General features: G+C 58.6%; 24 protein-coding genes. 14 read left to right on the top strand and 10 right to left on the bottom strand.

The window, feature by feature from the left end; all coding sequences use genetic code 11:
- Positions 1 to 17: 17 nt before the first annotated feature.
- The 5 genes from BM174_RS11435 to secG all read right to left on the bottom strand — a co-directional run bounded on the left by BM174_RS11435 (position 18) and on the right by secG (position 3996).
- A complete protein-coding gene (locus BM174_RS11435; RefSeq protein ID WP_093923986.1) occupies positions 18 to 455 on the bottom strand; it encodes a tellurite resistance TerB family protein in 438 nt (145 codons plus the stop codon).
- Positions 456 to 663: 208 nt separating this feature from the next.
- The gene (locus BM174_RS11430; protein WP_093923985.1) at positions 664 to 957 is read right to left on the bottom strand and encodes a DUF1330 domain-containing protein; all 294 of its coding nucleotides are present in this window, start codon (positions 955 to 957) and stop codon (positions 664 to 666) included.
- A gap of 17 nt (positions 958 to 974) precedes the next feature.
- Positions 975 to 1751, bottom strand: a complete 777-nt coding sequence (rlmJ, locus tag BM174_RS11425; RefSeq protein ID WP_093923984.1) for a 23S rRNA (adenine(2030)-N(6))-methyltransferase RlmJ — start codon at positions 1749 to 1751, stop codon at positions 975 to 977.
- Between the two features lie 55 nt (positions 1752 to 1806).
- Positions 1807 to 3453 carry a CTP synthase gene (locus tag BM174_RS11420; RefSeq protein ID WP_093923983.1) on the bottom strand — a complete coding sequence of 549 codons (1647 nt, stop codon included), beginning with the start codon at positions 3451 to 3453 and terminating at the stop codon, positions 1807 to 1809.
- A 180-nt stretch (positions 3454 to 3633) separates the two neighbouring features.
- Positions 3634 to 3996 (bottom strand): preprotein translocase subunit SecG, encoded by a 363-nt coding sequence (gene secG / locus BM174_RS11415; protein WP_093923982.1) that lies wholly within the window; start codon positions 3994 to 3996, stop codon positions 3634 to 3636.
- A gap of 406 nt (positions 3997 to 4402) precedes the next feature.
- Between secG and nthA the strand changes: the two genes are divergently transcribed.
- The 3 genes from nthA to BM174_RS11400 are packed head-to-tail and all read left to right on the top strand — an operon-like array spanning position 4403 to position 6014.
- Positions 4403 to 5020, top strand: a complete 618-nt coding sequence (nthA, locus tag BM174_RS11410) for a nitrile hydratase subunit alpha (protein ID WP_093924049.1) — start codon at positions 4403 to 4405, stop codon at positions 5018 to 5020.
- A complete protein-coding gene (gene nthB / locus BM174_RS11405; RefSeq protein ID WP_093923981.1) occupies positions 5017 to 5694 on the top strand; it encodes a nitrile hydratase subunit beta in 678 nt (225 codons plus the stop codon). Before nthA ends, nthB begins: the two co-directional genes overlap by 4 nt.
- Positions 5691 to 6014 carry a nitrile hydratase accessory protein gene (locus BM174_RS11400; protein WP_093923980.1) on the top strand — a complete coding sequence of 108 codons (324 nt, stop codon included), beginning with the start codon at positions 5691 to 5693 and terminating at the stop codon, positions 6012 to 6014. The genes nthB and BM174_RS11400 overlap by 4 nt, the downstream gene beginning before the upstream one ends.
- A gap of 18 nt (positions 6015 to 6032) precedes the next feature.
- Here BM174_RS11400 and BM174_RS11395 read toward each other — a convergent pair whose 3' ends face one another.
- Positions 6033 to 6428 carry a DUF6524 family protein gene (locus BM174_RS11395; protein WP_093923979.1) on the bottom strand — a complete coding sequence of 132 codons (396 nt, stop codon included), beginning with the start codon at positions 6426 to 6428 and terminating at the stop codon, positions 6033 to 6035.
- Positions 6429 to 6615: 187 nt separating this feature from the next.
- Between BM174_RS11395 and BM174_RS11390 the strand changes: the two genes are divergently transcribed.
- Positions 6616 to 7908 carry an adenylosuccinate synthase gene (locus BM174_RS11390; RefSeq protein ID WP_093923978.1) on the top strand — a complete coding sequence of 431 codons (1293 nt, stop codon included), beginning with the start codon at positions 6616 to 6618 and terminating at the stop codon, positions 7906 to 7908.
- Positions 7908 to 8138 carry a DUF2842 domain-containing protein gene (locus BM174_RS11385; RefSeq protein WP_093923977.1) on the top strand — a complete coding sequence of 77 codons (231 nt, stop codon included), beginning with the start codon at positions 7908 to 7910 and terminating at the stop codon, positions 8136 to 8138. The genes BM174_RS11390 and BM174_RS11385 overlap by 1 nt, the downstream gene beginning before the upstream one ends.
- Positions 8139 to 8248: 110 nt before the next feature.
- Here BM174_RS11385 and BM174_RS11380 read toward each other — a convergent pair whose 3' ends face one another.
- Positions 8249 to 10600 carry a hypothetical protein gene (locus BM174_RS11380; protein ID WP_093923976.1) on the bottom strand — a complete coding sequence of 784 codons (2352 nt, stop codon included), beginning with the start codon at positions 10598 to 10600 and terminating at the stop codon, positions 8249 to 8251.
- 137 nt (positions 10601 to 10737) lie between these two features.
- On the opposite strand from BM174_RS11380, the gene BM174_RS11375 reads away from it, so the two are divergent.
- Complete coding sequence (locus BM174_RS11375) at positions 10738 to 11430, top strand: thiamine diphosphokinase (RefSeq protein ID WP_093923975.1); 693 nt, start codon at positions 10738 to 10740, stop codon at positions 11428 to 11430.
- Here BM174_RS11375 and BM174_RS11370 read toward each other — a convergent pair.
- Together BM174_RS11370 and BM174_RS11365 are read right to left on the bottom strand one after the other, a co-directional pair.
- The gene (locus tag BM174_RS11370) at positions 11363 to 12289 is read right to left on the bottom strand and encodes a DMT family transporter (protein ID WP_093923974.1); all 927 of its coding nucleotides are present in this window, start codon (positions 12287 to 12289) and stop codon (positions 11363 to 11365) included. The genes BM174_RS11375 and BM174_RS11370 overlap by 68 nt on opposite strands.
- Positions 12290 to 12648: 359 nt before the next feature.
- Positions 12649 to 14052, bottom strand: a complete 1404-nt coding sequence (locus BM174_RS11365) for a diguanylate cyclase (RefSeq protein ID WP_093923973.1) — start codon at positions 14050 to 14052, stop codon at positions 12649 to 12651.
- A 96-nt stretch (positions 14053 to 14148) separates the two neighbouring features.
- On the opposite strand from BM174_RS11365, the gene BM174_RS11360 reads away from it, so the two are divergent.
- The 7 genes from BM174_RS11360 (at position 14149) to BM174_RS11330 (ending at position 20750) form a co-directional block, all read left to right on the top strand.
- Entirely contained in the window at positions 14149 to 14433 is a 285-nt protein-coding gene (locus tag BM174_RS11360; RefSeq protein WP_093923972.1) for a DUF3572 domain-containing protein, read from the top strand.
- Complete coding sequence (locus BM174_RS11355; protein WP_177209467.1) at positions 14430 to 15131, top strand: HAD family hydrolase; 702 nt, start codon at positions 14430 to 14432, stop codon at positions 15129 to 15131. The genes BM174_RS11360 and BM174_RS11355 overlap by 4 nt, the downstream gene beginning before the upstream one ends.
- 115 nt (positions 15132 to 15246) lie before the next feature.
- Positions 15247 to 16806 carry a trimethylamine methyltransferase family protein gene (locus BM174_RS11350; protein WP_093923970.1) on the top strand — a complete coding sequence of 520 codons (1560 nt, stop codon included), beginning with the start codon at positions 15247 to 15249 and terminating at the stop codon, positions 16804 to 16806.
- Between the two features lie 155 nt (positions 16807 to 16961).
- Positions 16962 to 17549, top strand: a complete 588-nt coding sequence (locus tag BM174_RS11345) for a heme NO-binding domain-containing protein (protein WP_093923969.1) — start codon at positions 16962 to 16964, stop codon at positions 17547 to 17549.
- 2 nt (positions 17550 to 17551) lie between these two features.
- Positions 17552 to 18580, top strand: coding sequence for a diguanylate cyclase domain-containing protein (locus BM174_RS11340; RefSeq protein ID WP_342742063.1), 1029 nt, complete (start codon positions 17552 to 17554; stop codon positions 18578 to 18580).
- 152 nt (positions 18581 to 18732) lie between these two features.
- The gene (locus BM174_RS11335; RefSeq protein WP_245766341.1) at positions 18733 to 19809 is read left to right on the top strand and encodes a glycosyltransferase family 2 protein; all 1077 of its coding nucleotides are present in this window, start codon (positions 18733 to 18735) and stop codon (positions 19807 to 19809) included.
- Positions 19806 to 20750 carry a glycosyltransferase family 2 protein gene (locus tag BM174_RS11330; protein WP_093923967.1) on the top strand — a complete coding sequence of 315 codons (945 nt, stop codon included), beginning with the start codon at positions 19806 to 19808 and terminating at the stop codon, positions 20748 to 20750. Before BM174_RS11335 ends, BM174_RS11330 begins: the two co-directional genes overlap by 4 nt.
- Here BM174_RS11330 and BM174_RS11325 read toward each other — a convergent pair whose 3' ends face one another.
- On the bottom strand, positions 20751 to 21500 hold the full coding sequence (locus tag BM174_RS11325; protein WP_093923966.1) for a WecB/TagA/CpsF family glycosyltransferase: 750 nt from the start codon (positions 21498 to 21500) through the stop codon (positions 20751 to 20753).
- Positions 21501 to 21706: 206 nt separating this feature from the next.
- On the opposite strand from BM174_RS11325, the gene BM174_RS11320 reads away from it, so the two are divergent.
- The gene (locus tag BM174_RS11320) at positions 21707 to 23167 is read left to right on the top strand and encodes a hypothetical protein (RefSeq protein ID WP_177209466.1); all 1461 of its coding nucleotides are present in this window, start codon (positions 21707 to 21709) and stop codon (positions 23165 to 23167) included.
- Positions 23168 to 23341 lie beyond the last annotated feature (174 nt).

Genomic DNA, 23341 nt, shown 5'->3' with positions numbered 1-23341 from the left:
CGGTGCCGAGGCCAATTTCAAAGCCTTTTCAGTGCATTCTCGCGGGCGGCGGCCATGTCTTCGTCGGTCAGACCCAGAGCCATTTCGATCGCCATCAGCTGAATTTCTTCTTGGTCGTCGCGGGCACCATCGGCCAACGCTACCGACCACATCGCATCGCCAAGCGCTTTGCGATCGGCATAGGCGACCTCTTCTCGCATGATGCGGGTGAATTCCGGCGTGCCGGGGGCATCGCGTTCCAGCGCTTCGCAGGTGGCGCGTAGTTTCGCGGCGTCCAGCGGCTTCAGGCCGAAGGTCCGGGAAAGGATCCTGTCGATCTGGCCAACTTCGGCAGCACGGTAATTTTGATCGGCAAAAGCCACCCTGACCAGCAGCGCCCCAAGGGCAAGCTGGGCATTTGGTTGCGGCAAGGGCTTGGGCGCGGGTTTGCGGCGCGGGAACAGACGATTTAACATGCAGTTCATCTAGCTCAGCTTTCGCGGATTGCCAAAGTACAAAGTAGGTTTTTTGGGGCCTGCGCCGTGAAAACTTTGCAAACCATGCCCGCAATGTCACGCACGCGCCCAAAATCAGCGCAACTGCCGCCATTTATTCCTGTCAGGTGAGGCTATTTATGCGCGCTAGGCGAGCGAGGGGCACCAGAGCGCGGTGCCCCTGAAGCTGTTATCCGTCGTAGCCTTCGACGATCATCAAATTACCCTCAGCGACAGGCAAGCGGATGGCCTTGGCGGCCTGATAGGCATCGCTGTCATAGCAGGCAACGGCGTCGGCATAGCTGGCAAATTCAATGACCACAGTACGGCTGTGCAGGGCGCCTTCGCGGGTTTCCTGCTTGCCACCCCGGACCAGAAACTTCGCGCCGTATTCTTTGAACGGTTGCGCATTTGCCGCGCGATACGTGTCATAGACGGCCGCATCTTTGACGTCCATGTTTCCGATCCAATAGCCTTTAGCCATGATTTATCCTTACGTTTTTAAAGCGTTGCAAACTTACCGCCGAGGCGTTTTGCCTCGTCGGCCAATCCATAGGGCGGGTTTATCACAAACATTCCCGAGCCCACCATACCATGGCCGGGCCGCGCTGGCGCAAAGCGGACCTCATGGCTCAAGGCATCCGGATGCGCATCATTGAGCGCGTCGATCATCGGGCGATGCGCGGCGTTGGTGAGGATCGGATACCAAAGTGCAATTACGCCCACATTCCATGCCCGTGCAAGCTTGGTGATGTGGCGCGGAATATCGACATAGTCGGTTTTGATCTCATAGCTGGGGTCGATCAACAACATGCCACGGCGCGGCGTTGGCGGGGTCTGCGCAAAGGCCATCTCGAAGCCGTCGCGCAAGTGGCAGCGCACGGGGTAGGGCGACATCGCCCAATCAAGGGCTGCGTGTTCGGCGGGGTGCAATTCGGCGAGATGGATCTGGTCGGTCGGGCGCAGCAAATGGGCGGCGATGAGCGGCGATCCGGGATAGGCGTTTGCGCCGTGGGCGGCGCGCACTTCCGCCAATACACGGGCAAAAGGATGATCTGGCGCGAACCATTTGGCGACCCTTTCAATACCCTGCTTGGCTTCACCGGTCTTGAGCGCGGCGACATCGGACAAATCATACAGCGCACGGCCCGCATGGGTTTCCATGAAGCTCAGCGGTTTGTCCTTGCGGGTCAGATAGTCAAGCGTCCACGCCAGCAAGCTGTGCTTGTGAACATCAGCCAGGTTTCCGGCGTGGTAAATATGTTGGTAACTCAGCATGATGTCGGGTGTAGCGGATGGCGGGAGGAGCGCAAAGGCCTATCCCGCCAAAGGCTCATACCAGCCGCGACATTTCTTTGGCGGCGCGAACAAAGTCCTTGAACAGCGGATGCGGCGCAAAGGGCTTTGATTTAAGCTCGGGGTGGAACTGGACGCCGATGAACCACGGATGATCCGACCATTCAACAATCTCGGGCAACTTGCCATCAGGCGACATGCCGGAGAAGGTCAGGCCGACTTTTTCAAGTTGCTCTTTGTACGCGATATCAACTTCATAGCGGTGACGGTGACGCTCATCGATGGTGGTGGTGCCGTAGGCCTCGGCCACGCGGGATCCCGGCTTGAGGGTCGCATCATAAGCGCCCAGACGCATGGTGCCGCCCTTGTCGTCACCGACCTTGCGCTCGACCTTGTGATTGCCCTGCACCCATTCCTTCAGGTGATAAACAACCGGCTCAAAACGTTTCTTACCGGACTCGTGATCGAACTCTTCCGATCCGGCGGTTTTCAGACCCGCCACGTTACGCGCCGCTTCGATCACTGCCATTTGCATGCCCAGACAGATGCCCAGATAGGGGACTTTGTGCTCGCGGGCATATTGCGCGGCTTTAATCTTGCCCTCGGTACCGCGCTCGCCAAAGCCGCCCGGCACCAGAATCGCGTGAAAGCCTTCGAGGTGTGAACCGACGTCGCTGGCCTTGTCGAAAACTTCGGCATCAACCCATTCGATCCGCACCTTGACGCGGTTGGCCATGCCACCGTGCGTCAACGCTTCGGCGATGGATTTATACGCATCGCCAAGCTGGGTGTACTTGCCAACGATGGCCACGGTCACTTCGCCTTCGGGGTTGTGAATACGGTCGTATACGTCATGCCAGACGGACAGATCGGGGCGCGGCGCGGGCGAGATATCAAAGGCATCAAGCACTGCCTGATCAAGCCCTTGCGCATGATAGGCCAGTGGCGCTTCATAGATTGATTTCAGATCGTAGGCCGCAACAACGGCTTCCTTGCGGACGTTACAGAACAGCGCGATCTTCTCACGCTCTTTCTCGGGGATCGGATGCTCGGAGCGGCAGACCAGAATGTCGGGTGCAATCCCGATGGACTGCAATTCTTTGACCGAGTGTTGGGTCGGTTTGGTTTTGAGTTCGCCACTGGCCGCCAGATAGGGCAGCAGCGTCAGGTGCATGAAAATGCACTGGCCGCGCGGTTTGTCATGGCTGAACTGGCGGATCGCTTCAAAGAAGGGCAGACCTTCGATGTCACCCACGGTGCCGCCAATCTCGCAGAGCATGAAGTCGACCTCATCTTCGCCAATGGCAAGGAAGTCTTTGATTTCATTGGTTACGTGCGGGATCACCTGAATGGTTTTGCCGAGGTAATCGCCACGGCGCTCTTTCTCCAGAACGGTCGAGTAGACCCGACCTGAGGAGATCGAGTCCGTTTGCCGTGCCGCGACGCCGGTGAAACGCTCGTAATGGCCCAGATCAAGATCGGTCTCGGCGCCGTCATCGGTGACGAAGACTTCGCCATGCTCGAAGGGCGACATCGTGCCGGGATCGACGTTCAGGTAGGGATCAAGCTTACGTAGCCGCACCGAAAACCCTCGCGCCTGCAAAAGCGCGCCAAGTGCGGCAGAGGCCAGACCTTTGCCAAGACTGGAAACCACCCCACCGGTGATAAAAATATAACGTGCCATAGGTTGAGGCCCCCCGGTGTATTTTTCGTTCATGTGCGGCAATAACCGACCTGACGCGCAACGGAAAAACCGCAGCACCACGGGAGTTAAGCCTAGCAGGATTCGCAGGTTTAAGGCAAGGCCGCCCGCAACATGATGTTGCAGAAAATAGCAGTGCCTCAACGTGTTGTGTTTGGCTGTTTAGTCCGCTGCGGGGACCAAAGGCGCCGAGCTGTCGCTGGTCGGTGGCAACAGGCCGTTGCCCTCGGGCAGGGCTGGTGCGCCTTGCTCGTTCAGGGCCGGTGGTGTCGCGCTCAACCGGTCAATTACCGACGATCCGGCGGACTTTTCAGCCGCGATGATGGTCAAAGTAATCGATGTAGCGATAAAGCCAATCGCAAGGATCCAGGTCATTTTACCCAGCGCCGTCGCGGCTGATCTGCCAGAGACTGCACCACCGCCGCCGCCGACGCCCAAGCCGCCGCCTTCGGACCGTTGCATCAGCACAACAGCGATTAAGCCGAGGGCTAGAATAAGATGAATGATCAGGACGACATTTTCCATGCGCGAAGAGCTTTCGATTTTGGCTTGGGGGTATCTAGGCGTCTTTGCCGATGGGGGCAAGGGAGGATCGCGGCTAAACCGGCCTGACGCGGAAACATCTGAATAAATCTAGCTGCGGCGCCCTTCAGGTCAATCCGGATCACGCAAATTCGCAACAGCAGGGCAGACGCGCAATTCAACGGCGCTCACAAAAAGATCGCCGCTTGGGGCGACGATCTTTTTTGAAGCGGTACTCTACCACACCGTGTAAGAGGGCTATCCTGGAATTGAAGTGGATCAGACTCGCTTCGTACCCCTATCATAGCATAGTTTTGGCCTTCTGGGTCATAAAATATTTCGCGCTGTGGCAAGGGTTTGCCGCTTGCAGCGCTGGACATGGCTTCAAGCCTGCGTCACGATCCCGCTTATGCCCCATGATCATGCCGACCACTCACACCCGCACACCCTGTTGCCTTCCGATCCCGCCCTGCGGGTCAAGGCGCTGGAAACCTTGCTGACGCAAAAGGGGCTGATTGATCCCGCAGCGCTGGACGAGATTATCGACACCTATGAGAACCGCATCGGCCCGCGCAATGGGGCGCAGGTGGTCGCAAGGGCATGGAGCGATCCGGCGTTTCGCGAGGCGCTGTTTGAAGATGCCACCGCTGTGGTAACGCAGATGGGCTTCTATGGGCGGCAAGGCGAACACATGGTCGCGGTCGAAAACACCGATGCGGTGCATAATATTGTCGTCTGTACCCTGTGCAGTTGCTATCCGTGGCCGCTGCTCGGCATTCCGCCGGGCTGGTACAAATCCGATGCCTACCGCGCCCGCGTGGTCCGCGAACCCCGCGCGGTTCTGGCCGAGTTCGGCGTAACACTGCCTGCTGAGACCGCCGTGCGCGTGTGGGATTCGACCGCCGAAGTACGCTATCTGGTTATCCCCCAGCGCCCCCCGAATACCGAGACGCTGGATGAAGCCGCTCTCATGGATCTGGTCACGCGTGACAGCATGATCGGCACCGGACTGGCGCGCCAGCCATGACCCGACCACATGACATGGGCGGCCGTTTTGGTGATGGAGCGATTGAGCCCGAAGCTGAAGACATCAAATTCCACGCCGACTGGCATCCGCGCGCTTTGGCCCTGACTTTGGCTGCAGGCGCTCTGGGCCAATGGAATATCGACACCTCGCGCCATGCCCGCGAAGCTCTGGCGCCGCGCGATTATGCAGGGTTCTCATACTATGAGAAATGGCTCGCTGCCCTCGCCGACCTGTTGGTTGCCAAAGACATGGTCACCCCTGCCGAGCTAACAGGGCAAGCTGCACCAGCGCTGAGCCCGCTGACTGATAAGAAATTGCCCAAGGAGCGCGTCGCCGCCATGCTGGCCAAAGGCGGCCCTGCCGACCGGCAGTCCGGTATTCAAGCGCTTTATGCCGAGGGGGATGCGGTGATCACGCGGCCGATCGCGGAAAGTGTCCTCGTGAACGGCGGTCATACCCGCCTGCCGTCCTATGCCGCAGGTGCCCGGGGCCGTATTCTGCGCCGCCATGGCAGCCATGTCCTGCCGGACAGCAATGCGCATGGGCTTGGCGAGGCAGCCGAGCCGCTCTACGCCGTTGCCTTCCCCGCATCGGAGCTCTGGGCACACCCCGAACACCCGAAAGACGAAGTCGTGCTTGATCTGTGGCAAAGCTATCTGGACGCAGCCCCATGACCCGCCCCGAACCGGTGTTCGAAGAGCCATGGCACGCACAGGTTTTCGCCATCACGGTACATCTCAATGAAACCGGCCTCTTCACTTGGCAGCAGTGGGCTGAGCGCTTCGGCGCGACCCTCAAGCGCCACGGCCACCACACCAGGCTCAACGGCGGCAGCGACTACTTCGCCGCGTGGCTTGAAACGCTTGAAACATTGCTCGGCGATACCTCGGTTGCCGATCCCGCCCAGCTTGAAACACTGCGCCATGCGTGGGAGGCGGCGTATCTCAACACACCCCACGGCGCGCCTGTGACGCTTGACGCCCGCGCTGACTAACTGCTGCGCGGCACTTCTCTATTCGTCGACATCATCCATATCTGCCTGACCGGACAGCGCCCGCCGGACATGGCTCCAGCTCAGCCCGATTCCTAGAACAAAGCTCAAAGCTATCAGCGCCAACCAGACGTTAAAGTCTGAATTGCCCAGTTGCAGCACGCCCAGATCATACAAAACCCAAAGCCCCGCCGCGACCACCGCAAGCACCAGAAACATCCCGAAGCCACCGATCGACCGTAGGCTGGCACGCATGTAAATGATGTAGCCGATAAACAGGATCAGCCCCAACAGCACAGCAATCGAGAGGTTGCTGCCGCCATAGCTGCGCACCCATGTCACATAGTTAAATTCCGTCGGATTGAAGGTCGCCGCCAACAGGAAGAACGCAAACACCCAGCGCCAAATGAATCCCATCGCAAATCTTCCTCTCTCTTTTCGACAGGAAATATCCCCGCCGGAGGCCTAAAGTCCATATTCCTTAGCCCACAGCGACACCGCACGCGGTTTATTGCATCATTTCTGCCTGCGGGGGGTTTTTGCAGTTTCGTCTGCGGCCCTGCCTCGCTATACGGGCGCGGGTTGTCTGGAATAGGAAATCATCATGGCCAACGTCGTCGTTGTCGGCGCCCAGTGGGGCGACGAAGGAAAAGGCAAGATAGTCGATTGGCTCAGCGAACGCGCTGATGTCATCGCGCGCTTTCAGGGCGGGCATAACGCCGGCCACACGCTGGTCATTGATGGCGAGGTGTTCAAATTGTCGCTGCTGCCCAGCGGAATCGTGCGGGGCGGCAAGCTTAGCGTGATCGGAAACGGTGTCGTCCTTGACCCGTGGCACCTGCAAAAGGAGATCGCTGGCCTGCGCGGTCAGGGCGTGACCATCACCCCCGAAACGCTGATGATCGCGGAAAATACCCCGCTGATCCTGCCGATCCACGGCGAGCTTGACCGGGCCCGCGAAGCGCAAAGCGAGGTCGCAAAAATCGGCACCACAGGTCGCGGCATCGGTCCGGCCTACGAAGACAAGGTTGGCCGCCGTTCTGTGCGGGTTGCCGATCTGGCCGATGACGCCACCTTGGAGCTGCGGGTTGACCGCGCACTGGTTCACCATGACGCCCTGCGCCGTGGCTTGGGCCTTGAGCCCATTGACCGTGATGCGCTGTTGGCCTCGCTGCGCGCCATTGCACCATCGGTGCTGGAGTATGCCGCGCCGGTCTGGAAAGTGCTGGCCGAACAGCGCCGCGCGGGCAAGCGTATCTTGTTCGAGGGCGCCCAAGGCGCGCTGCTCGATATCGACTTCGGGACCTATCCTTATGTGACATCCTCCAACGTCATCGCAGGTCAGGCCGCGACCGGTACAGGCGTTGGCCCCAACGCAATCGACTTCGTGCTCGGGATCGTCAAAGCCTATACCACCCGCGTCGGCGAAGGCCCGTTTCCGGCCGAGCTTCATGATGCCGATGGTCAGCGCCTGGGTGAGCGGGGCCATGAGTTTGGCACGGTCACTGGGCGCAAGCGGCGTTGCGGCTGGTTCGATGCGGTTCTGGTCCGCCAGACCTGCGCCACCAGCGGCGTGAAAGGTATCGCCTTCACCAAGCTCGATGTGCTGGACGGTTTCGAGACGCTGAAAATCTGCGTAGGCTACGAACTGGATGGCAAGCGGCTCGATTACTTGCCGACAGCTGCCAACAGCCAAGCCCGTTGCAAGCCGATCTATGAAGAGATGCCAGGCTGGTCACAATCGACCGAAGGCGCGCGCTCTTGGGCTGATCTTCCTGCCGAGGCGATCAAATATGTGCGCCGCGTCGAAGAGCTGATCGATTGCCCGGTTGCCTTGTTGTCCACCTCGCCGGAGCGGGAGGATACCATTCTGGTGACCGACCCCTTTGCCGACTGATGGCGCTTAGCTACAAGGCCCGCCGTCGGTGGGCGCTGTTCATCCTGCTGGTCGGCCTGCCGGTCTATATCGTTGCTGTTGTGACGGTGATCGAACTGTTTGAACGGCCTTCTTTCCTTCTCCAGCTTGGCATTTTTGTCGTGCTGGGGATTGTTTGGGCGGTCCCGTTCAAATTCATCTTTCGCGGTATCGGTCAGGCCGATCCTGACGCGCCGCGCGATGATATCTAAAGCCGACTAAGGCGCGATCGTATGGCGCGCGCCTTTCTCAGCGCGGCACATATAAAAACGGCGGCACTTTCAGGTGCCGCCGTTTTTGTTTCTATCCAAAATGGATGAGATCAGCCCGCAGCGCGGTGATCCGGACGAAATCCGATATCCTCGGACACAGTGAACCGACCGCCTTTGATTTTCTCGATCTTGCCAGCCCGCAAAAGCTGACCGAACGAACGCAGACCGTCTTCACGGCTAAAACCTTCATCCGGTCCGGCCTGACGGACTTTCGACATCAGCTGCGGGCGTGAAAACTGCTCACGACCTTCAACAAACGACATATAGGCGGCGGCGGCTTCAAGAAGCTCGGGCAACTTTGTCGCGCCCATTTCGGCTGCGAAATCCGCAAAGCTTTCGCCCTCGATTGTCGGGGCCACATCTTGCACAGCGGCTACACGGCGCGGGCGGATCGGTCCTGCATTGCGCGGGTGGTCCACGTCGATGCGTTGTGCCGCAACCAGCTTGAGCGGGGCAGGGCGTTTGTCGGCGGGACGCTCGGTACGGCTGACGGAGCTGACAGGGCGGCGCGGACGCACCACATCGGCCAGATCGCTGCGGTAGTCGTCGTCGCCTTTGCCATCTTCGGCAGGAGCCCCCATGGCCACGTCGGCCTTCTTCGCGGCAACAGCGGCACGCAGATGCGCAAACGCATTCCGGCGGGTTGCACTTTCAGGCTCGTCCATCTGGTGGTCACTTTCGGCCATCAAACGGGTTACCGCTGTGCTTTGCTCGTCGTCGATTGAAGGCAGAATACTGCGGGCCGGCGTCTCGTCGTCCGAAGCTTCGGCGCTTTGCGCTGCAACTTCATCCGCCTCAACGGCTGCATCTTCCATCTCAATCTGATCTTCGACCTCGGCTTCTTCTTCGTCCGAAGCGAACAGAGCAGCGTCATTCTCGTTTTCGGCAAAGATCGAATCTTCGCCGGAGATCATCACATCTTCCGCTTCGTCTTCGAAATCGCCTAACTCGGCTTCGAGTGCTGCCAGATCGCGGGCCAGATCAGCTTCCTGCTCCGCAGACAGCGTCGACGGACGGTTGCGGCCAGAGGACTGGGGCGCAGGTGCCTCGGGCTTTTCTTCTGCAGTGGCCGTGTCGTCATACTCTTCCAGATTGCCACTTGCGATGGCCGCTTGCAGGTCAACGCGCTTTACCTTGATAACGCGGGCACGCGGCGTGATTTGCAGATCGTCGCTGGCCGTCGCTACCTTCGAAACAGTCTCATCAGCAGAGGCGACCTCGGGGCTGTCACTGACGTCGGCTTTATCTTCAAACATGTTGTCCGATGTCGCGGCGATAAGATCAGCCAGTTCATCTGCACTGTCGTCGGCATCGTTTTCTTCTGCGTCGGCCCCGTCAACTTCAGCAACATCAGCTTCGGAATCGCCCGCTTCAGCATTCAGATCTTCGCTTTCGTCAGCATCGTTGCCCGCTTCAAGGCGGCCAAGGATCGCGGCAATATCGTCTTCGCCATTTTCTGCGTCATCACCATCGTCGATCCACATATCGGCGGCATCATCCGCTTCCATTGCGTCTTCGATGTCGGCGCGCGCTTCGGTGACTGCATCTGATACCGCTGCTGGTACGTCATCGGCCTGGGCATGCTCATCTTCGTCATAACCGCTGTCATCTTCGACAGCGTCATGCTGGGCGACAACGGCGCGGATGCGCTGAAGCTTGGCGGCAATGCTGTCGTCTTTAGGCGCTGCGACAGGGGCTGGTTCGTCGATTGCAGCCTCGGAGACTGCGTCAGCGACAGGCACATCGTCTTCAATGTCATCTTCGATTTCTTCATCGACGGTCGCGGCTGCGGTGGAGGCTGCAAAGAATGCATCACCTTCAACTTCGGGCGCTTCGGCGATCTCTTCTGCAACTACGGCTTCGGCGAGTTTAGCTTCGACAGGTTGCGCCGGGGCCTCAGCCACGAATGCGGCGTCAGGGGTCGCAGCAGCTTCGGGCACATCCATAAGGACGGCGGCGTCGTCGGCTTGCTCTTCGGCCTTTGGTGCAACCTCGGCGACTGGGGCCGGTGCTGTTTCGGCGGGGGAGGCAACGGGCGCTTGCGCCACATCCTCGGAAACCTGAGGAGCGACTGCAGCGGCTGTCGGTGCCGCGAGCGTGCCTTGTTCAAGTGCAACAGGTGAAGACTGCGCTGCTCGGGGACCATCATCCATCGCACTCAGGTGGATTTTTCCATCGTGGTGGCGCGCCTCGACGCGCCGCGAAATTTCTTTCTGTGCAATCCTTGCCAGCATTTCTGCGTCGGGTTGCGGCGGCTCTGCGCCAAAATATCGGTCATCGGAAGCCAGATCGCGGAAATACTCCGCAATCGCTTTCATGGTCCCGAAGGAATCGTCAAAGCCTTCCAGCGTACACGAGAACGTGCCATAGGAGACCGTCAGGATTTTGTTATTACTCATCATCGGATGCTCGTCCTCTGCGGTTTGCACCTAACCGTTTACCACGTTGTCCAAGTCCAAAGCGGTCCGAAACTGTGCCAGCAAGGGTATCATTTCAAGGCGAGATTGTGATCTGTTTCTCAAAATGACGGTAATTGTCGATGTCTCATAAGATTGTTCACAGCACGGATCCAGTTACTCTCGTTGGCGGGGGGCAGGCGACATCTGCCGATCTTCAAGAAATAGTAGGGTTTGCCCCACAATGTGTCGCGGCGGACGGCGGTGTGGCACTGGCTTTGGCAGCGGGGATCGACCCTGTTGCTGTAATCGGTGACTTCGACTCGATTCCGCAGGACATTCTCGCGCGAATCCCTGCAGAACGCCAGCATCGGGTGGCAGAGCAGGCAACAACCGACTTTGAAAAGGCGCTGACGCGGATCGACGCGCCACTTGTGATCGGCGTCGGCTTTACGGGGGGACGGGTGGATCACCAGCTTGCGGCGTTCCACAGTTTACTGGCGCAGGCGCAGCAGCCCTGCATCTTGCTCGCGGATCACGAGATTGTCCTGCTGGCCCCCCCCCGGATCACCATCCCCTGCGTTGTAGGGGACGTGGTCTCGCTGTTTCCCTTGGTGCAGACGCAAGGCGCCAGCACAGGTTTGGAGTGGCCGATCGACGGGCTGGATTTTGCGGCGGGGACGTTTGTGGGCACCTCAAATCGCGCCACCGGGCCGGTGACCCTGCGGATGGAGCGGGCTGGAATGCTATTGATCGTCTCGCGACGGTTTATTCGGCCGCTTGCTGCGCAGCTGACACTGTCAGGCCGCGCGCAATGGCCCGCTCGCGCAGTATGATATAGAGGCCAGCCCCCATCGTGATCACGATGCCAAGGGCCGCAAGCCCGTTGGGCAGGTCCTGAAACACAACAAAGCCGATCAATGTGGCGATAGGAATTTCGAGGTACTGCATCGGGGCCAGCGTGGCACTGGGCGCATAGCGCAACGACCATGTCATCAAAAGATGTGCGATCGAGCCGAGGGCGCCGATGGCAATCAAGAGCCCCCATTCTGCTGCATTCGGCTGGATAATCTGCAAGGGCGCAAGGTCGAGCCCGTTGCCGATCCACAGCGCGGGCACGACCAAGGCCAGCGCCATAACGCCGCTGACCGCCTGCAGGCCAATCGGATCGGTCTCTCGCGCGATCTTGCGGGTGACCAACATAAAAACAGAGAAGTTCGCCGCGACCAACACGGGCAAGAGCGCGGGCCAGCCGACCTCGGAAAAGCTCGGCTGGACGACCAGAAGCGTGCCGATAAACCCGACAAGGCAGCCGATCATGCGGCGATACCCGACCTCTTCGTGCAAGACGTAATGCCCGAGGATCAGCATGAAAAACGGCATGACAAAAACAATCGCCACCGCGTCGGCCAAGGGTAGATATTTGAGCGCGGTAAACATTGCCGCGATGCCGATGATATGCAGAACGGTGCGGAACCATGTCAGCGCCAGCACCCGCCCGCTCATTCTCCACACGCGGTTTGAACGCCAGACCAGCGGTGCCAGAATGAGGACCTGAACTGCAAAACGGACAAAGATCACTTCGCCCAAAGGGATCGACGCACCCAGCATCTTTGCCACCGCATCCCCCATCGGAGCGACAATACAAAAGCCCATCATAAGGGTGATACCTAGGAGTGGGCGATCGGAAATCATGGAAACAACTGTCCTCTGAGACGGCTTCGTTTAGGCATGTCGGTTGGGTTTAATCAGATGTGGACGGCAAGGTTAGGCAAAGCAAGCGATTGCCATTGGCAAGCTGCGCGGAGGATTCTGTGGGCAGAACGAATAGTTAACCATGATGAATGTCTACGGTGTCCGCAAGACAGTCGAAGAAATTGTAGTCACACAGTTTCACAAGGATTTAGTGCAGTCAACCTTGGGTTGTTTCTCGTTAAGCTAAGGAGTTAAGCTCCAAAACGTATATAAAGAACGAAGGTTGTTAATGGTCGGCGCAGCATCGCGCGGTGACAGGCTTTGGTCCACAAACCGCGATTTAAACCGCGCACCGCGCCTTAGGCAGCAGGGCGGCCGAAGGTTACCCGATTGCGCCCATGCACCTTCGCGGAATAAAGCGCTTTATCGGCCTCCGCCAGCAGCGTCACACCTGAAAGATCATGCGCGTGCCGCGCGGTCGTGAGTTGGTGGCTAATAGCCATGCCAATGCTTACCGTAACATTGATGGCTCCGATGCGCCCCGGAAGCTTGAAGGCATCATGACCGATGGAATTGCAGAGCCTGATCGCGATGGTCTGCGCGGTTTTAGGCGTGGTGCCCGGCATTACAATCATAAATTCCTCGCCGCCAATGCGGGCGACCATATCGACCGCCCTCAGCGCGCCGCGCAACCGCGCTGCTACCTCTATCAAAACAGCATCTCCGGCAGCGTGCCCGTAGTCATCATTAATCCGTTTAAAGTGATCCAGATCCGCAACCATCACGGCATAGGGGCGACCGGTGGTTTGTGCGTGCTCAGCAATCCGGGCCAGATGCGGCATCGCATAGCGCCGGTTGTGCAGTCCGGTCAGTGGATCCGAAATGGCTGCCCTCAAACCTGTCCGAACCGTGGCCCGCAATTGCTCGCCCATGCGCTTGCGCCGCAACATCGCTTTGAGCCGTAGTGCCAACTCAGCCGGGGCAAAACCGTCGGTCATCAGATCATCGGCTCCGAGATCCAGTGCATTCGCGGCCAATGCGGGGTCCGTTTTGGTCTGTAATACCAGTATCCCCGCATGGCGCGTGTGCGGACTGGCCCGCAGTGCGGAGATCAGCCGCAAGGTAGCAGCATCTTTCTCAGGCTCTCCCGGCACCACCAAAACATAGATGTCCGGTGGCGTGCTGGCGTCGCTCCGCTTGCCCGCGTGTTCGGGCAAGGCCTGCGTCAGTTTCAAATGAATCAAGGGCCGCAAGGTGATCGCCCAGGCTTTGAGCTTGCCCAGATCAGGGCCGATCAAACAACAACTGCCCGCCGGACCAAACTCGGCGGCAGGTTCCGACAGCCCCAGGGCGCGGCTTGTATCATCGCGCATGTGCCATTCCAGCGCAGTGTTATGCGCCCTGATCAGGCTGCGTATTCGACCCAGCAATAGCAAATCGTCAATCGGGGTGTGCATGACGTCTTCCGCGCCGGCGGCGAGCGTCGCAATTCTGGTCTCCTCACTGGGGTCTGGACCGATAGCCAGCACCGGCAGGCTCGCGGTTTTAATAGAGGCTGACAATCGGCGGCATAGATCGGCGGCAGAGCCGTCAGGCAAGGTAAGCGATGTGATGATCAAGTCGGGGGGGGATTTGCGCGCAGAAGTAACCGCCTCCGCCAAGGAGGTGGCTTGGATGACCGAATAATAAGCGCAGGCCAGTTTGACCTTGAGCGCAATCCGGTTTGTGGTGATCCCATCTACGATCAGGATTTTGCCTTGCACGACGACACCTTTTTAAAGGATACTTTCTTCTACGCCGTAGTTTTGTCGCTATTGGTTAACAAAGTGTTTCGACGCCTGTGGTGATGGACCTCCAAAATGCGCTCTACGCAAGAATCCGCTGAAACATTGGCCTTGCAAGCGCTGGGCTGGCTTGCCGGAAACGATGATCTCCTGCCTGTGTTCCTGAATGCCACCGGTGCGTCCGAAGATGATCTGCGGGCGCGGATCGGGGATCCAGTGTTTCTCGGTGCGGTGCTAGATTTTTTGATGATGGATGACGCATGGCTGATGGCGTTTTGCGATGATATCAAGGTTCCCTACGACCGGATCATGGTTGCACGCACGGCGTTGCCGGGCGGCGAGCAGGTGAATTGGACATGACCCAAATCAAGGGCCTTCTCTTCGACAAGGACGGCACGCTTTTCGATTTCGCCGCGACTTGGGAGGCTTGGGCGCAGGCGTTCTTACTGCGCCTTGCTGACGGCGACCGCGTAAAAGCCACACAGACTGGCGCGTTGATCGGATTTAATCTGACCACCGGAAAATTTGCGCGCGACAGCATTGTGATTGCGGGCACACCTGATCAAATCGCTGCGGTACTGATGCCGCATTTTCCGAATATTTCAAAGCCGGCGCTCATGGCAGTGCTGAACGCCGAAGCCGCCGCCGCACCACAACGCGAAGCGGTGCCGCTGACCGCACTCTTGAGCGGATTGCGAGATCGCGGGCTCAAGCTCGGGGTTGCGACCAATGATGCAGAGGCCCCTGCACGCGCCCATCTGGCGGCAGCTGGGGTGACCGAACTCTTCGATTTCATTGCCGGATCGGATTCTGGACATGGGGGCAAACCTTCGCCCGGGCAGATGCTGGCATTTGCCGCACAGACGGGGCTTGAGCCCTCAACCATCGCCATGGTCGGGGACAGCACCCATGACTTGCACGCCGGACGCGCCGCGGGAATGACGGCGATTGCTGTGCTGACCGGCCTCGCGGGTCACGATGATCTCGCCCCGCATGCCGATGTCGTCCTACCAGACATTGGCCATCTGCCGCAGTGGCTCGACTCGCTCGGGCGCTAGGCGTCGCTGCGGGCAAAACCGTCAGGTGCACGGAAAGCGACAGATCTCGTCGCGAATGGAAAGGCCAGCCTCGCTGAGTTGAGGCCTCCTGAGAGCCAAGCTTCAGGAGAGTCACATGACCGATGTCCCCCTTCGCAGAACCCGCCATGGCGGCCGCGCCGGTGCCAAGGATCGCCGTGGCACCTCGGTGATCGAGCAAATGCCGTGGAAGCCCCCCGTCAATATCGATCGCCCGACCGAGCCGCTGGACGAGGCAGGCGTCGAAGCGATCCATGATGGCGCGATGCGGATACTTGAAGAGATCGGCATCGAATTCCTGAACCCCGAGGCGCTGGATATCCTGCGCAAGGCAGGCTGTACTGTGGATGGTGAGAACGTCCGCATGGGGCGCGATTTTGTCATGGAGATGATCGCCAAAGCCCCGTCCGAGTTCACCCTGACCCCGCGCAATCTTGACCGAAAGATTACCGTTGGCGGTAAGAACCTGCTGTTTGGCAATGTCTCCTCTCCGCCCAACTATTGGGATATGGCGATCGGTAGGAAGGTCCCCGGCACCCGCGAGATGTGCAAGGATCTGCTGCGGCTGACCCAGTACTTCAACTGCATCCATTTTGCCGGCGGCTATCCGGTCGAGCCTTGCGATATTCATGCCAGCGTCCGGCATCTTGACGTGCTTTATGACAAGCTGACGCTCACCGACAAGGTAATGCATGCCTATTCGCTGGGCCGCGAGCGGGTCGAAGATGTGATGGAGATGGTCCGCATCGCGGGGGGGCTCACCCATGAGGAATTTGACGCGAGCCCGCGCATGTACACCAACATCAACTCTACCTCGCCGCTAAAACATGACTTCCCGATGATGGATGGCTGGATGCGGCTGGCGCGGCGTGGGCAGGGGCTGGTGGTCACGCCGTTCACGCTGGCCGGTGCGATGGCGCCTGTTACCATGTCGGGCGCCGTGGCGCAGTCTTTGGCCGAAGCACTCTGTGCGGTGGTGCTGGCGCAGATCATCCGCCCCGGCTGTCCCTGTGCGATCGGCACATTTACCTCGAACGTTGATATGAAAACCGGCGCACCCGCCTTTGGCACGCCCGAGTATATGCGCGCCACGCAGATGACGGGGCAGTTGGCGCGGTTCTATAACCTTCCGCTGCGGTCTTCCGGGGTCTGTGCCGCGAACGTGCCGGACGGCCAAGCGATGTGGGAAACCTCCAATTCGCTTTGGGCGGCGGTGCAGTCGGGCACCAATATGGTCTATCACGCGGCAGGCTGGCTGGAGGGTGGGCTGATTGCCAGCCCCGAAAAGTTCATTATGGACTGCGAGGTTCTACAGCAAATCCAACGCTATATGGAGCCCGAGATTTGCGCGACAGGCCCCGACGAGATCGCCTTGGATGCGATTAAATCCGTGGGCAGCACGGGGCATTTCTTTGGTATCCAACACACCCAAGACCGCTATACTACCGCATTTTACCAGCCCTTCCTGTCGGACTGGAAGAACTACGAGGGTTGGGAGGTCGCCGGCGGTATCTGGACCGCAGAGCGCGCGCATCACATGTTCAAACAAATCGTCGGCTCATTCGAGTCGCCGGAGATGGATATCGCGATCCGTGACGAGCTGGCTGATTATGTGGCGCGCCGCAAATCCGAAGGCGGTGCCCCAACCGATTTTTGACACCCATTGATCCAATTTAAATTCGCCAACCCGTCGCGATTGCGCCCGCGAGACGACATTTTTTTTGCTCAGAAATCCTTACAATTGAGTTTATTCGGCATTTATTAACCCGCTCAGCCCCATTGTTGCGTGCAATAAATGAGAAAGTGGCAGCTATGCACGGGCTAATCAATCGCAGCATTCAAAGTTATGTATGCGACTGCTATGGGGCGGAGGTTTGGATGTCGGCTGCGCGGGCGGCAGGTTTGGAAACCGCTGATTTCGAAGCAATGCTAACATATGAGGACGAACTCACCCCGCGTATTCTCGACGGTATCGCGCAGGTTCTGGAACGCCCGCGTTCCGAGATTATGGAGGATTTAGGCACCTATCTAGTGTCTCATCCCGATTTTGAACCTGCACGCCGTTTGCTGCGGTTTGGCGGCGTCGATTTTGAGGATTTTCTGCATTCGCTGGACGATCTGCCAGACCGTGCGCGGTTGGCGGTCTCCGATTTGATTTTGCCCCATCTGGAATTGCGCAAACACGCTAAAGGGCAGTTTAGCCTGATCTGTGAGCCGTCAATTGCGGGCTATTCCCATGTGGTGATGGGGGTTCTGCGCGTGATGGCGGATGACTACGGCACACTTGCGATGCTGGAATCCTCCGGTTGCGGCCACGGCATCGAATCGCTCTCGATCCGTGTTGTCGAAGCCTCCTATGCACAGGGCCGCGATTTCCGCCTCGGGGCGCAGGCGGGATGAACATGCAGATAACACCAGAAGCTCTGGATATTCTATGTCCGATGCATTTGCTGATCGGTCCGAGCGGGCAGATCACCCACGCCGGACCGACGATCCAGAAGCTGCGCAGGGCGCGCGCGATCACGGGGCAGCGATTTTTGGACGTCTTCACCATCAACCGCCCGCACACGATGATGAGCGTCTCTGATCTGAGGCGGGCCACGAACGTTAAGCTGCATCTGGAAATGCGCGACCCGCCGAAAACCGCACTTAAAGGTATCATGACGCCGCTCGGTTCTGCTCAGGATGATCTGATCCTCAATCTGTCATTCGGCATCTCGATTCTGGACGGGGTGCGCGATTACCATCTGACAAATGCAGATTTCGCGGCCACTGATCTAGCGATTGAAATGCTTTATCTGATCGAGGCCAAGACCGCTGCGATGGAGGCATCGCGCCGGCTGAACCTGCGTCTGCAGAACGCCAAGGTTACTGCAGAAAAGCAAGCGTTTACCGATACACTAACCGGGCTAAGCAACCGTCGTGCGATGGACGTGGCTTTGATGCGGCTCATTAGTAAGGATGCATCCTTTGCCGTTATGCATGTTGATCTGGATTACTTCAAAGCCGTCAACGACACCTTAGGCCATGCTGCGGGTGATATGGTTTTGCAGACAGTCGCACGCGTGATGGTCGAAGAAACCCGCGAAACGGATACCGTGGCGCGGGTAGGGGGGGACGAGTTTACCCTTATCCTGCCTGGCGTGCGCGATGACGATACACTGCGCCGGATCGGCAATCGCATCATCGAGCGGCTGCAGGAGCCGGTCTATTTTCAAGGCCATGCCTGTCATATCTCCGCAAGTATCGGCACCGTACGCGTGCACGCCGACCAAAGCCGTTCGGCGCAAGATCTGCTTTCCGACGCTGACCTCGCCTTATATGCCTCCAAGCACGCCGGTCGTGCCCGGCACACATTTTACACCCCCGATCTGCGTCGCACCTTTGAAACAGGGGAAGCTAAGAATGATCGGGGGCGTCAACCCGTATAGTTTAGGGGCGCGGGTCACTGTCAGTTCCTAATTTTAAGTGGCGCTAGGCGATCAGGTTTAGAAATGCCAGTAAGCTACCTCCGATAAAAGCCTGACCTTGCGCAGTTTTACCCTCACTTTTTAACTACGGACGCTAAGAAGCAATCCCGAGAGTGGACCCCGCAGCGAAGCTGCCGTATCAGGCTGCTATGAAGGGTCCATTGCACATTTTCCGCCGCGCTTGGCATCATATCGCAGAGGCGCGTCGCGGCGCGCGGTTTGCGGCTGCGTTACAGCATCTGCATGGACCAAAGGCGCTTGATACTGAGGTGGACGATGTAGTGTTAATTGCGCTGGTGCGCGACGGCACTTACTATCTCGATGCGTTCTTTCGCCATTATCGTGCCATGGGCATTCGGCACTTTGTGTTCATCGATAACGGCTCAAGCGATGGCACGATAGAACGTATCAAGCGCGAGAAAGGCACCGTCATCGACCAGTGCAAATTGCCACTGGCACGCTACGAAGATCTGATCCGCCAGTACCCCGCACAGACTTACGGCAAGAATCGCTGGTGTCTTTACGTCGATATGGACGAAATATTCGATTTTGAGGGGCGCACCTCTATCGGTATCAAAGGCTTGGTCAACTATCTGCAGGGTCGCGGCGACACGGCGATGGTCGCCCAGATGTTAGAGATGTTCCCCAAAGGCCCCCTGATCGAGGCGGCCCAAAAACCGTACAAACAAGCCCTCCTCGAGTTTCTGTACTTCGACATCACTGCGGTGCGAAAGCTGGCCTACCATAGCCCGGAAATTCCGTTCACGGCTCTCTTGCAGGGCAATTCCCTGAGCAACCGAAACGTCGAGTTTTTCTTTGATGGCGTGCGCGGCAAGGTCTTTGGCGAGACCTGTTGCCTCACCAAACATCCACTGGTGTTCAACGGCCCCGGTGTCACGCCCGCGCCGCATCCGCATCTGTCGATGGGGGTCCAAGTCGCTGATGTAACGGGTGTGATCAAGCACTACAAATTTGCCGGTGATAGTGGCGCGCGGGATGCAGCGACGCTTGCGAACGGGGACTTGGCCCATGGCGAAGATGCAGCGCGGGCGCAGCTGATGTCCCAGGACCCCGATCTGTCGTTGTTCTCATTGGACGCACGGCGCTGGAACAGGGTGGAGCTGCTTTATCGTGCCGGATTTCTGGTGCGGTCCGATGCCTACTCTGCCTTCGTCGAGGCGCATAAATGACCCTCGCTGCGGTTGTCATAGGTCGCAACGAGGGGGCACGGCTTGAGGCATGCCTTGCCTCATTGGCAACCGAGACTGCTACGATCATCTATGTGGATTCAGGCTCGACAGACGGTTCGGTTTCTGTGGCAAAAGCGGCGGGCGCGGACGTAATTTCCCTTCCGATGGATAAGCCTTTCACCGCCGCACGGGCGCGCAATGCCGGTGCCGCGATGTTGCCTGCGGAAGTCGAGATGATCCAGTTCTTGGATGGTGATTGCACGCTGCGGGCTGGCTGGATTGTCTCGGCGCGTCGCTTTTTGGCCGACAATCCGCAGGTCGCTGTAGTCTGCGGGCGTCGCCGCGAACGCGCGCCTGAGGCCAGCGTTTATAACGGGTTGGTTGACCGTGAATGGGACACTGCCATCGGTGAAACAAAGGCGTGTGGCGGCGATGCTTTAATCCGCGCCGATGCTTTTCGGCAGGCGGGCGGCTACCGCGAGAACCTCATCGCCGGAGAGGAGCCGGAGCTTTGTTTGCGGCTGCGCCAGCTAGGGTGGAAAATCTGGCGGCTGGATGCGGAAATGACGTGGCATGATGCGCAGATTACCCGCTTTTCGCAGTGGTGGCGGCGCAGCAGGCGGGCGGGGCACGCCTTTGCCGAAGGGGCGGCACTGCACGGTGCCGCGCCCGAACATCACTGGGTGCGTGAAACGCAGCGCGCGATTTTGTGGGGGGGCATTCTGCCGGTCAGCCTCATGGTGGCAGCAATCGTAATTTCACCTTGGGCGCTGATTGTATTATTAATCTATCCGCTGCAGGCTGTACGGCTCGCCACCAAAATGGGCTGGACGTGGGGAATTTTTACGGTGCTGGGGAAATTCCCCGAAGCGCTGGGCGTGATCGAGTATCATCTTCGCCGATTGCGCGGCGGCAACTTCCGGATCATTGAATATAAGTAGCTAGCGCTGCCGCCACGCTTGCAGAGTGAGCGCTGGCAATATCGCGAAACATTTAGCATAGCGCGGCACCATCCGCGCGGGGCTTTGAAAAATCCGCCATAGCCATTCTAGCGGCAGTTTGCGCATGAATGCAGGCGCGCGCGTCTGATGGCCTGAGAGAAAATCCAGCCCTGCGCCGATGCTCGCAAATCCGACAGTAGGAGCAAGGGTGCGACCGCGGGCTGCAAACAACTCTTGCTTTGGTGCCCCGAGAGCGATCAGACACAGCCTGGCTCCGCTGGCTGCGACCTCGGCCAGGATTGACGCGGCCTCGGCACCTGAAGGATCAAAGCCCAGCGGCGGAGATTTCACATAGTCGATACGCAAATCGGGCACACGCGTTTGCAAAGCGGCGGCAGCGCCTGCCAGGGCTGCCTCGCTACTGCCCACCAAAGCCACGGATACACCATGCTTTGCCGCCAAGTCGCATAGGGGCAGGATCAGATCGGAGCCGGGTACCAGCTCAACCGACTGCTGCCCCGATAACCGCGTAAGCCAGACCACCGGGCGACCATCCGCGACAATCAAATCATGGGCTTGATATGCGGCGGCAAATTCGGCGTCGAGCGGCAGTTTGGTCAGATGGTCAAGGTTCAGCGTCGCCAATGCAAAACCGTCGCCCGCCGAAAAGCGCTCAGCGAGCGTGCGAAACAATTGGGTGCGGGAGGGGGTATTGATCGCAATTGTGCCCTGCGCCGTGCCAAATTTCACACGCTGTTCCTAGAACCGAAGCGATAGATGCAGCTTGAGGTATTCCCCGCACAGCAGATAAACTGCCAAGTATATAAGACTTTAGAAGTCATTTCGCATCCGCTATTGCCTTGCCTAAGTCGAACCTAGCGGGATGACACCGCCGCCGCCAGATGGTATTTCCTGCCGCTAAAGACCCTAAGTCCCCATTTCAACGCAGGATCGTAATGCCCAACGGGATCGCCTATTTGATGCTGCTGATCTGGCCGATGGTCTCATTGGTCCTGTTTCGCACGCTCCGGCTGGAGCGGGCGCTGATTTGGTCTTTGCTTGGCGGGTATCTGTTTTTGCCGCCCCTGACCGAGTTTAACTTGCCGCTGGTGCCCGCCTTGGACAAGGTCTCAATTCCGAACCTCAGTGTACTTATAATCCTGATGTTCTCAGTGAAGCAAAAGGTTCAGCTCTGGCCCGAAGCCCGAAGTGCTCGGCTATTGGTGACAGGTCTGGTGCTGTCCGCGATCCCGACCGTCATGACCAACGGCGATCCGATCATTTTTGAAGTACTGGAGAATGCCGACCCGATTTTGTTTTTTGTCGATCAACTGCCGGGGCAGTCGGTGCGCGACGTCGGCTCGGTTCTGCTTGCGCAATTGCTCACATTGGTGCCCTTCCTGCTCGCACGGCAGTTCCTGTCTTCCGAGGACGGGCTGCGGGAGATTTTGCTGGCTCTCATGGTGGGGGGATTGATCTATTCAGTGCCGTCGCTGATCGAGATCAGGTTCAGTCCGCAGATAAACGTCTGGGTTTACGGGTTTTTCCAACATTCTTTCGAGCAAATGATGCGCGATGGCGGGTTTCGCCCCATTGTGTTCCTGCCGCACGGGCTGTGGCTGGCGTTGTTTGTCTGTACCGCATTGCTGTCGGCAACGGCGCTGACCCGCATGGCAGCGCCCTTGGATCGTTGGAAGATGGCCGTGGTGATGGCCTACCTCGCGCTCTTGCTGGTGCTGTGCAAAAGCCTTGCTTCGCTAGCCTACGGGGTGGTGCTGACGCCGGTCGTTTTGCTGGTTCCGGCCCGCTGGCAAATCCGGTTGGGGCTGGTCTTTGCTGTGGTGGCTGTGGGCTATCCGATGTTGCGCAATGCAGGATTGGTCCCGCTTGATGCCATTCTCGCTCAGGCCGAGGCGATCAGCGTGGAACGTGCAGAATCTCTGGCGTATCGCTTTAATAACGAAGAACAGTTGTTGGTTCGGGCTGCCGAAAAACCTTGGTTTGGCTGGGGAGGCTGGGGCCGTAGTTTAATCCGAAATAGCGAAACAGGTCAGATCATGTCGGTTCCTGACGGGCGCTGGATCATCGTTTTCGGTACATTCGGCTGGTTGGGGTATATCTGCGAATTCGGGCTTTTAGCGCTGCCGATCTTCCTGATGGCGCGCTACGTCCAGCGCCACAGCGATGCAGCATTGTCGCCAATGGTCGGGCCGTTGGTGCTGATCTTGGGCATCACCATGATCGATATGTTGCTGAATGCAACATTAACGCCGCTGACATGGCTCGTTGCGGGGGCAATATTGGGCCATGCGGAAAAGCTGATGCCGCGCGTGTCTACCGCGCCGCGCCATGCGCTGCGCACCTCGGCGGTGATGACGTCTGGGCCGAAATCTACCGGGAAACGAACCGCTCTCTAACTGTGGTTGATTCCGCCAAAAAGCGCGACATTGTTTCTTAAAGCGCTACAATAACGTCCAGATGGCCTGGTTGTTAATACAGACAGGTCGTTAATCTGCGGGAAGTAGGGCAATCCCCTTTCAAATGCCATGTTTCACGCCCAAACGCCATTCTTTTGCCCGCTTCTTCTGATG

Origin of the sequence: Sulfitobacter brevis, from assembly GCF_900112755.1 — a bacterium.
Taxonomy (GTDB): Bacteria; Pseudomonadota; Alphaproteobacteria; order Rhodobacterales; family Rhodobacteraceae; genus Sulfitobacter; species Sulfitobacter brevis.
This window is presented reverse-complemented; position numbering and strand designations above follow the sequence as displayed.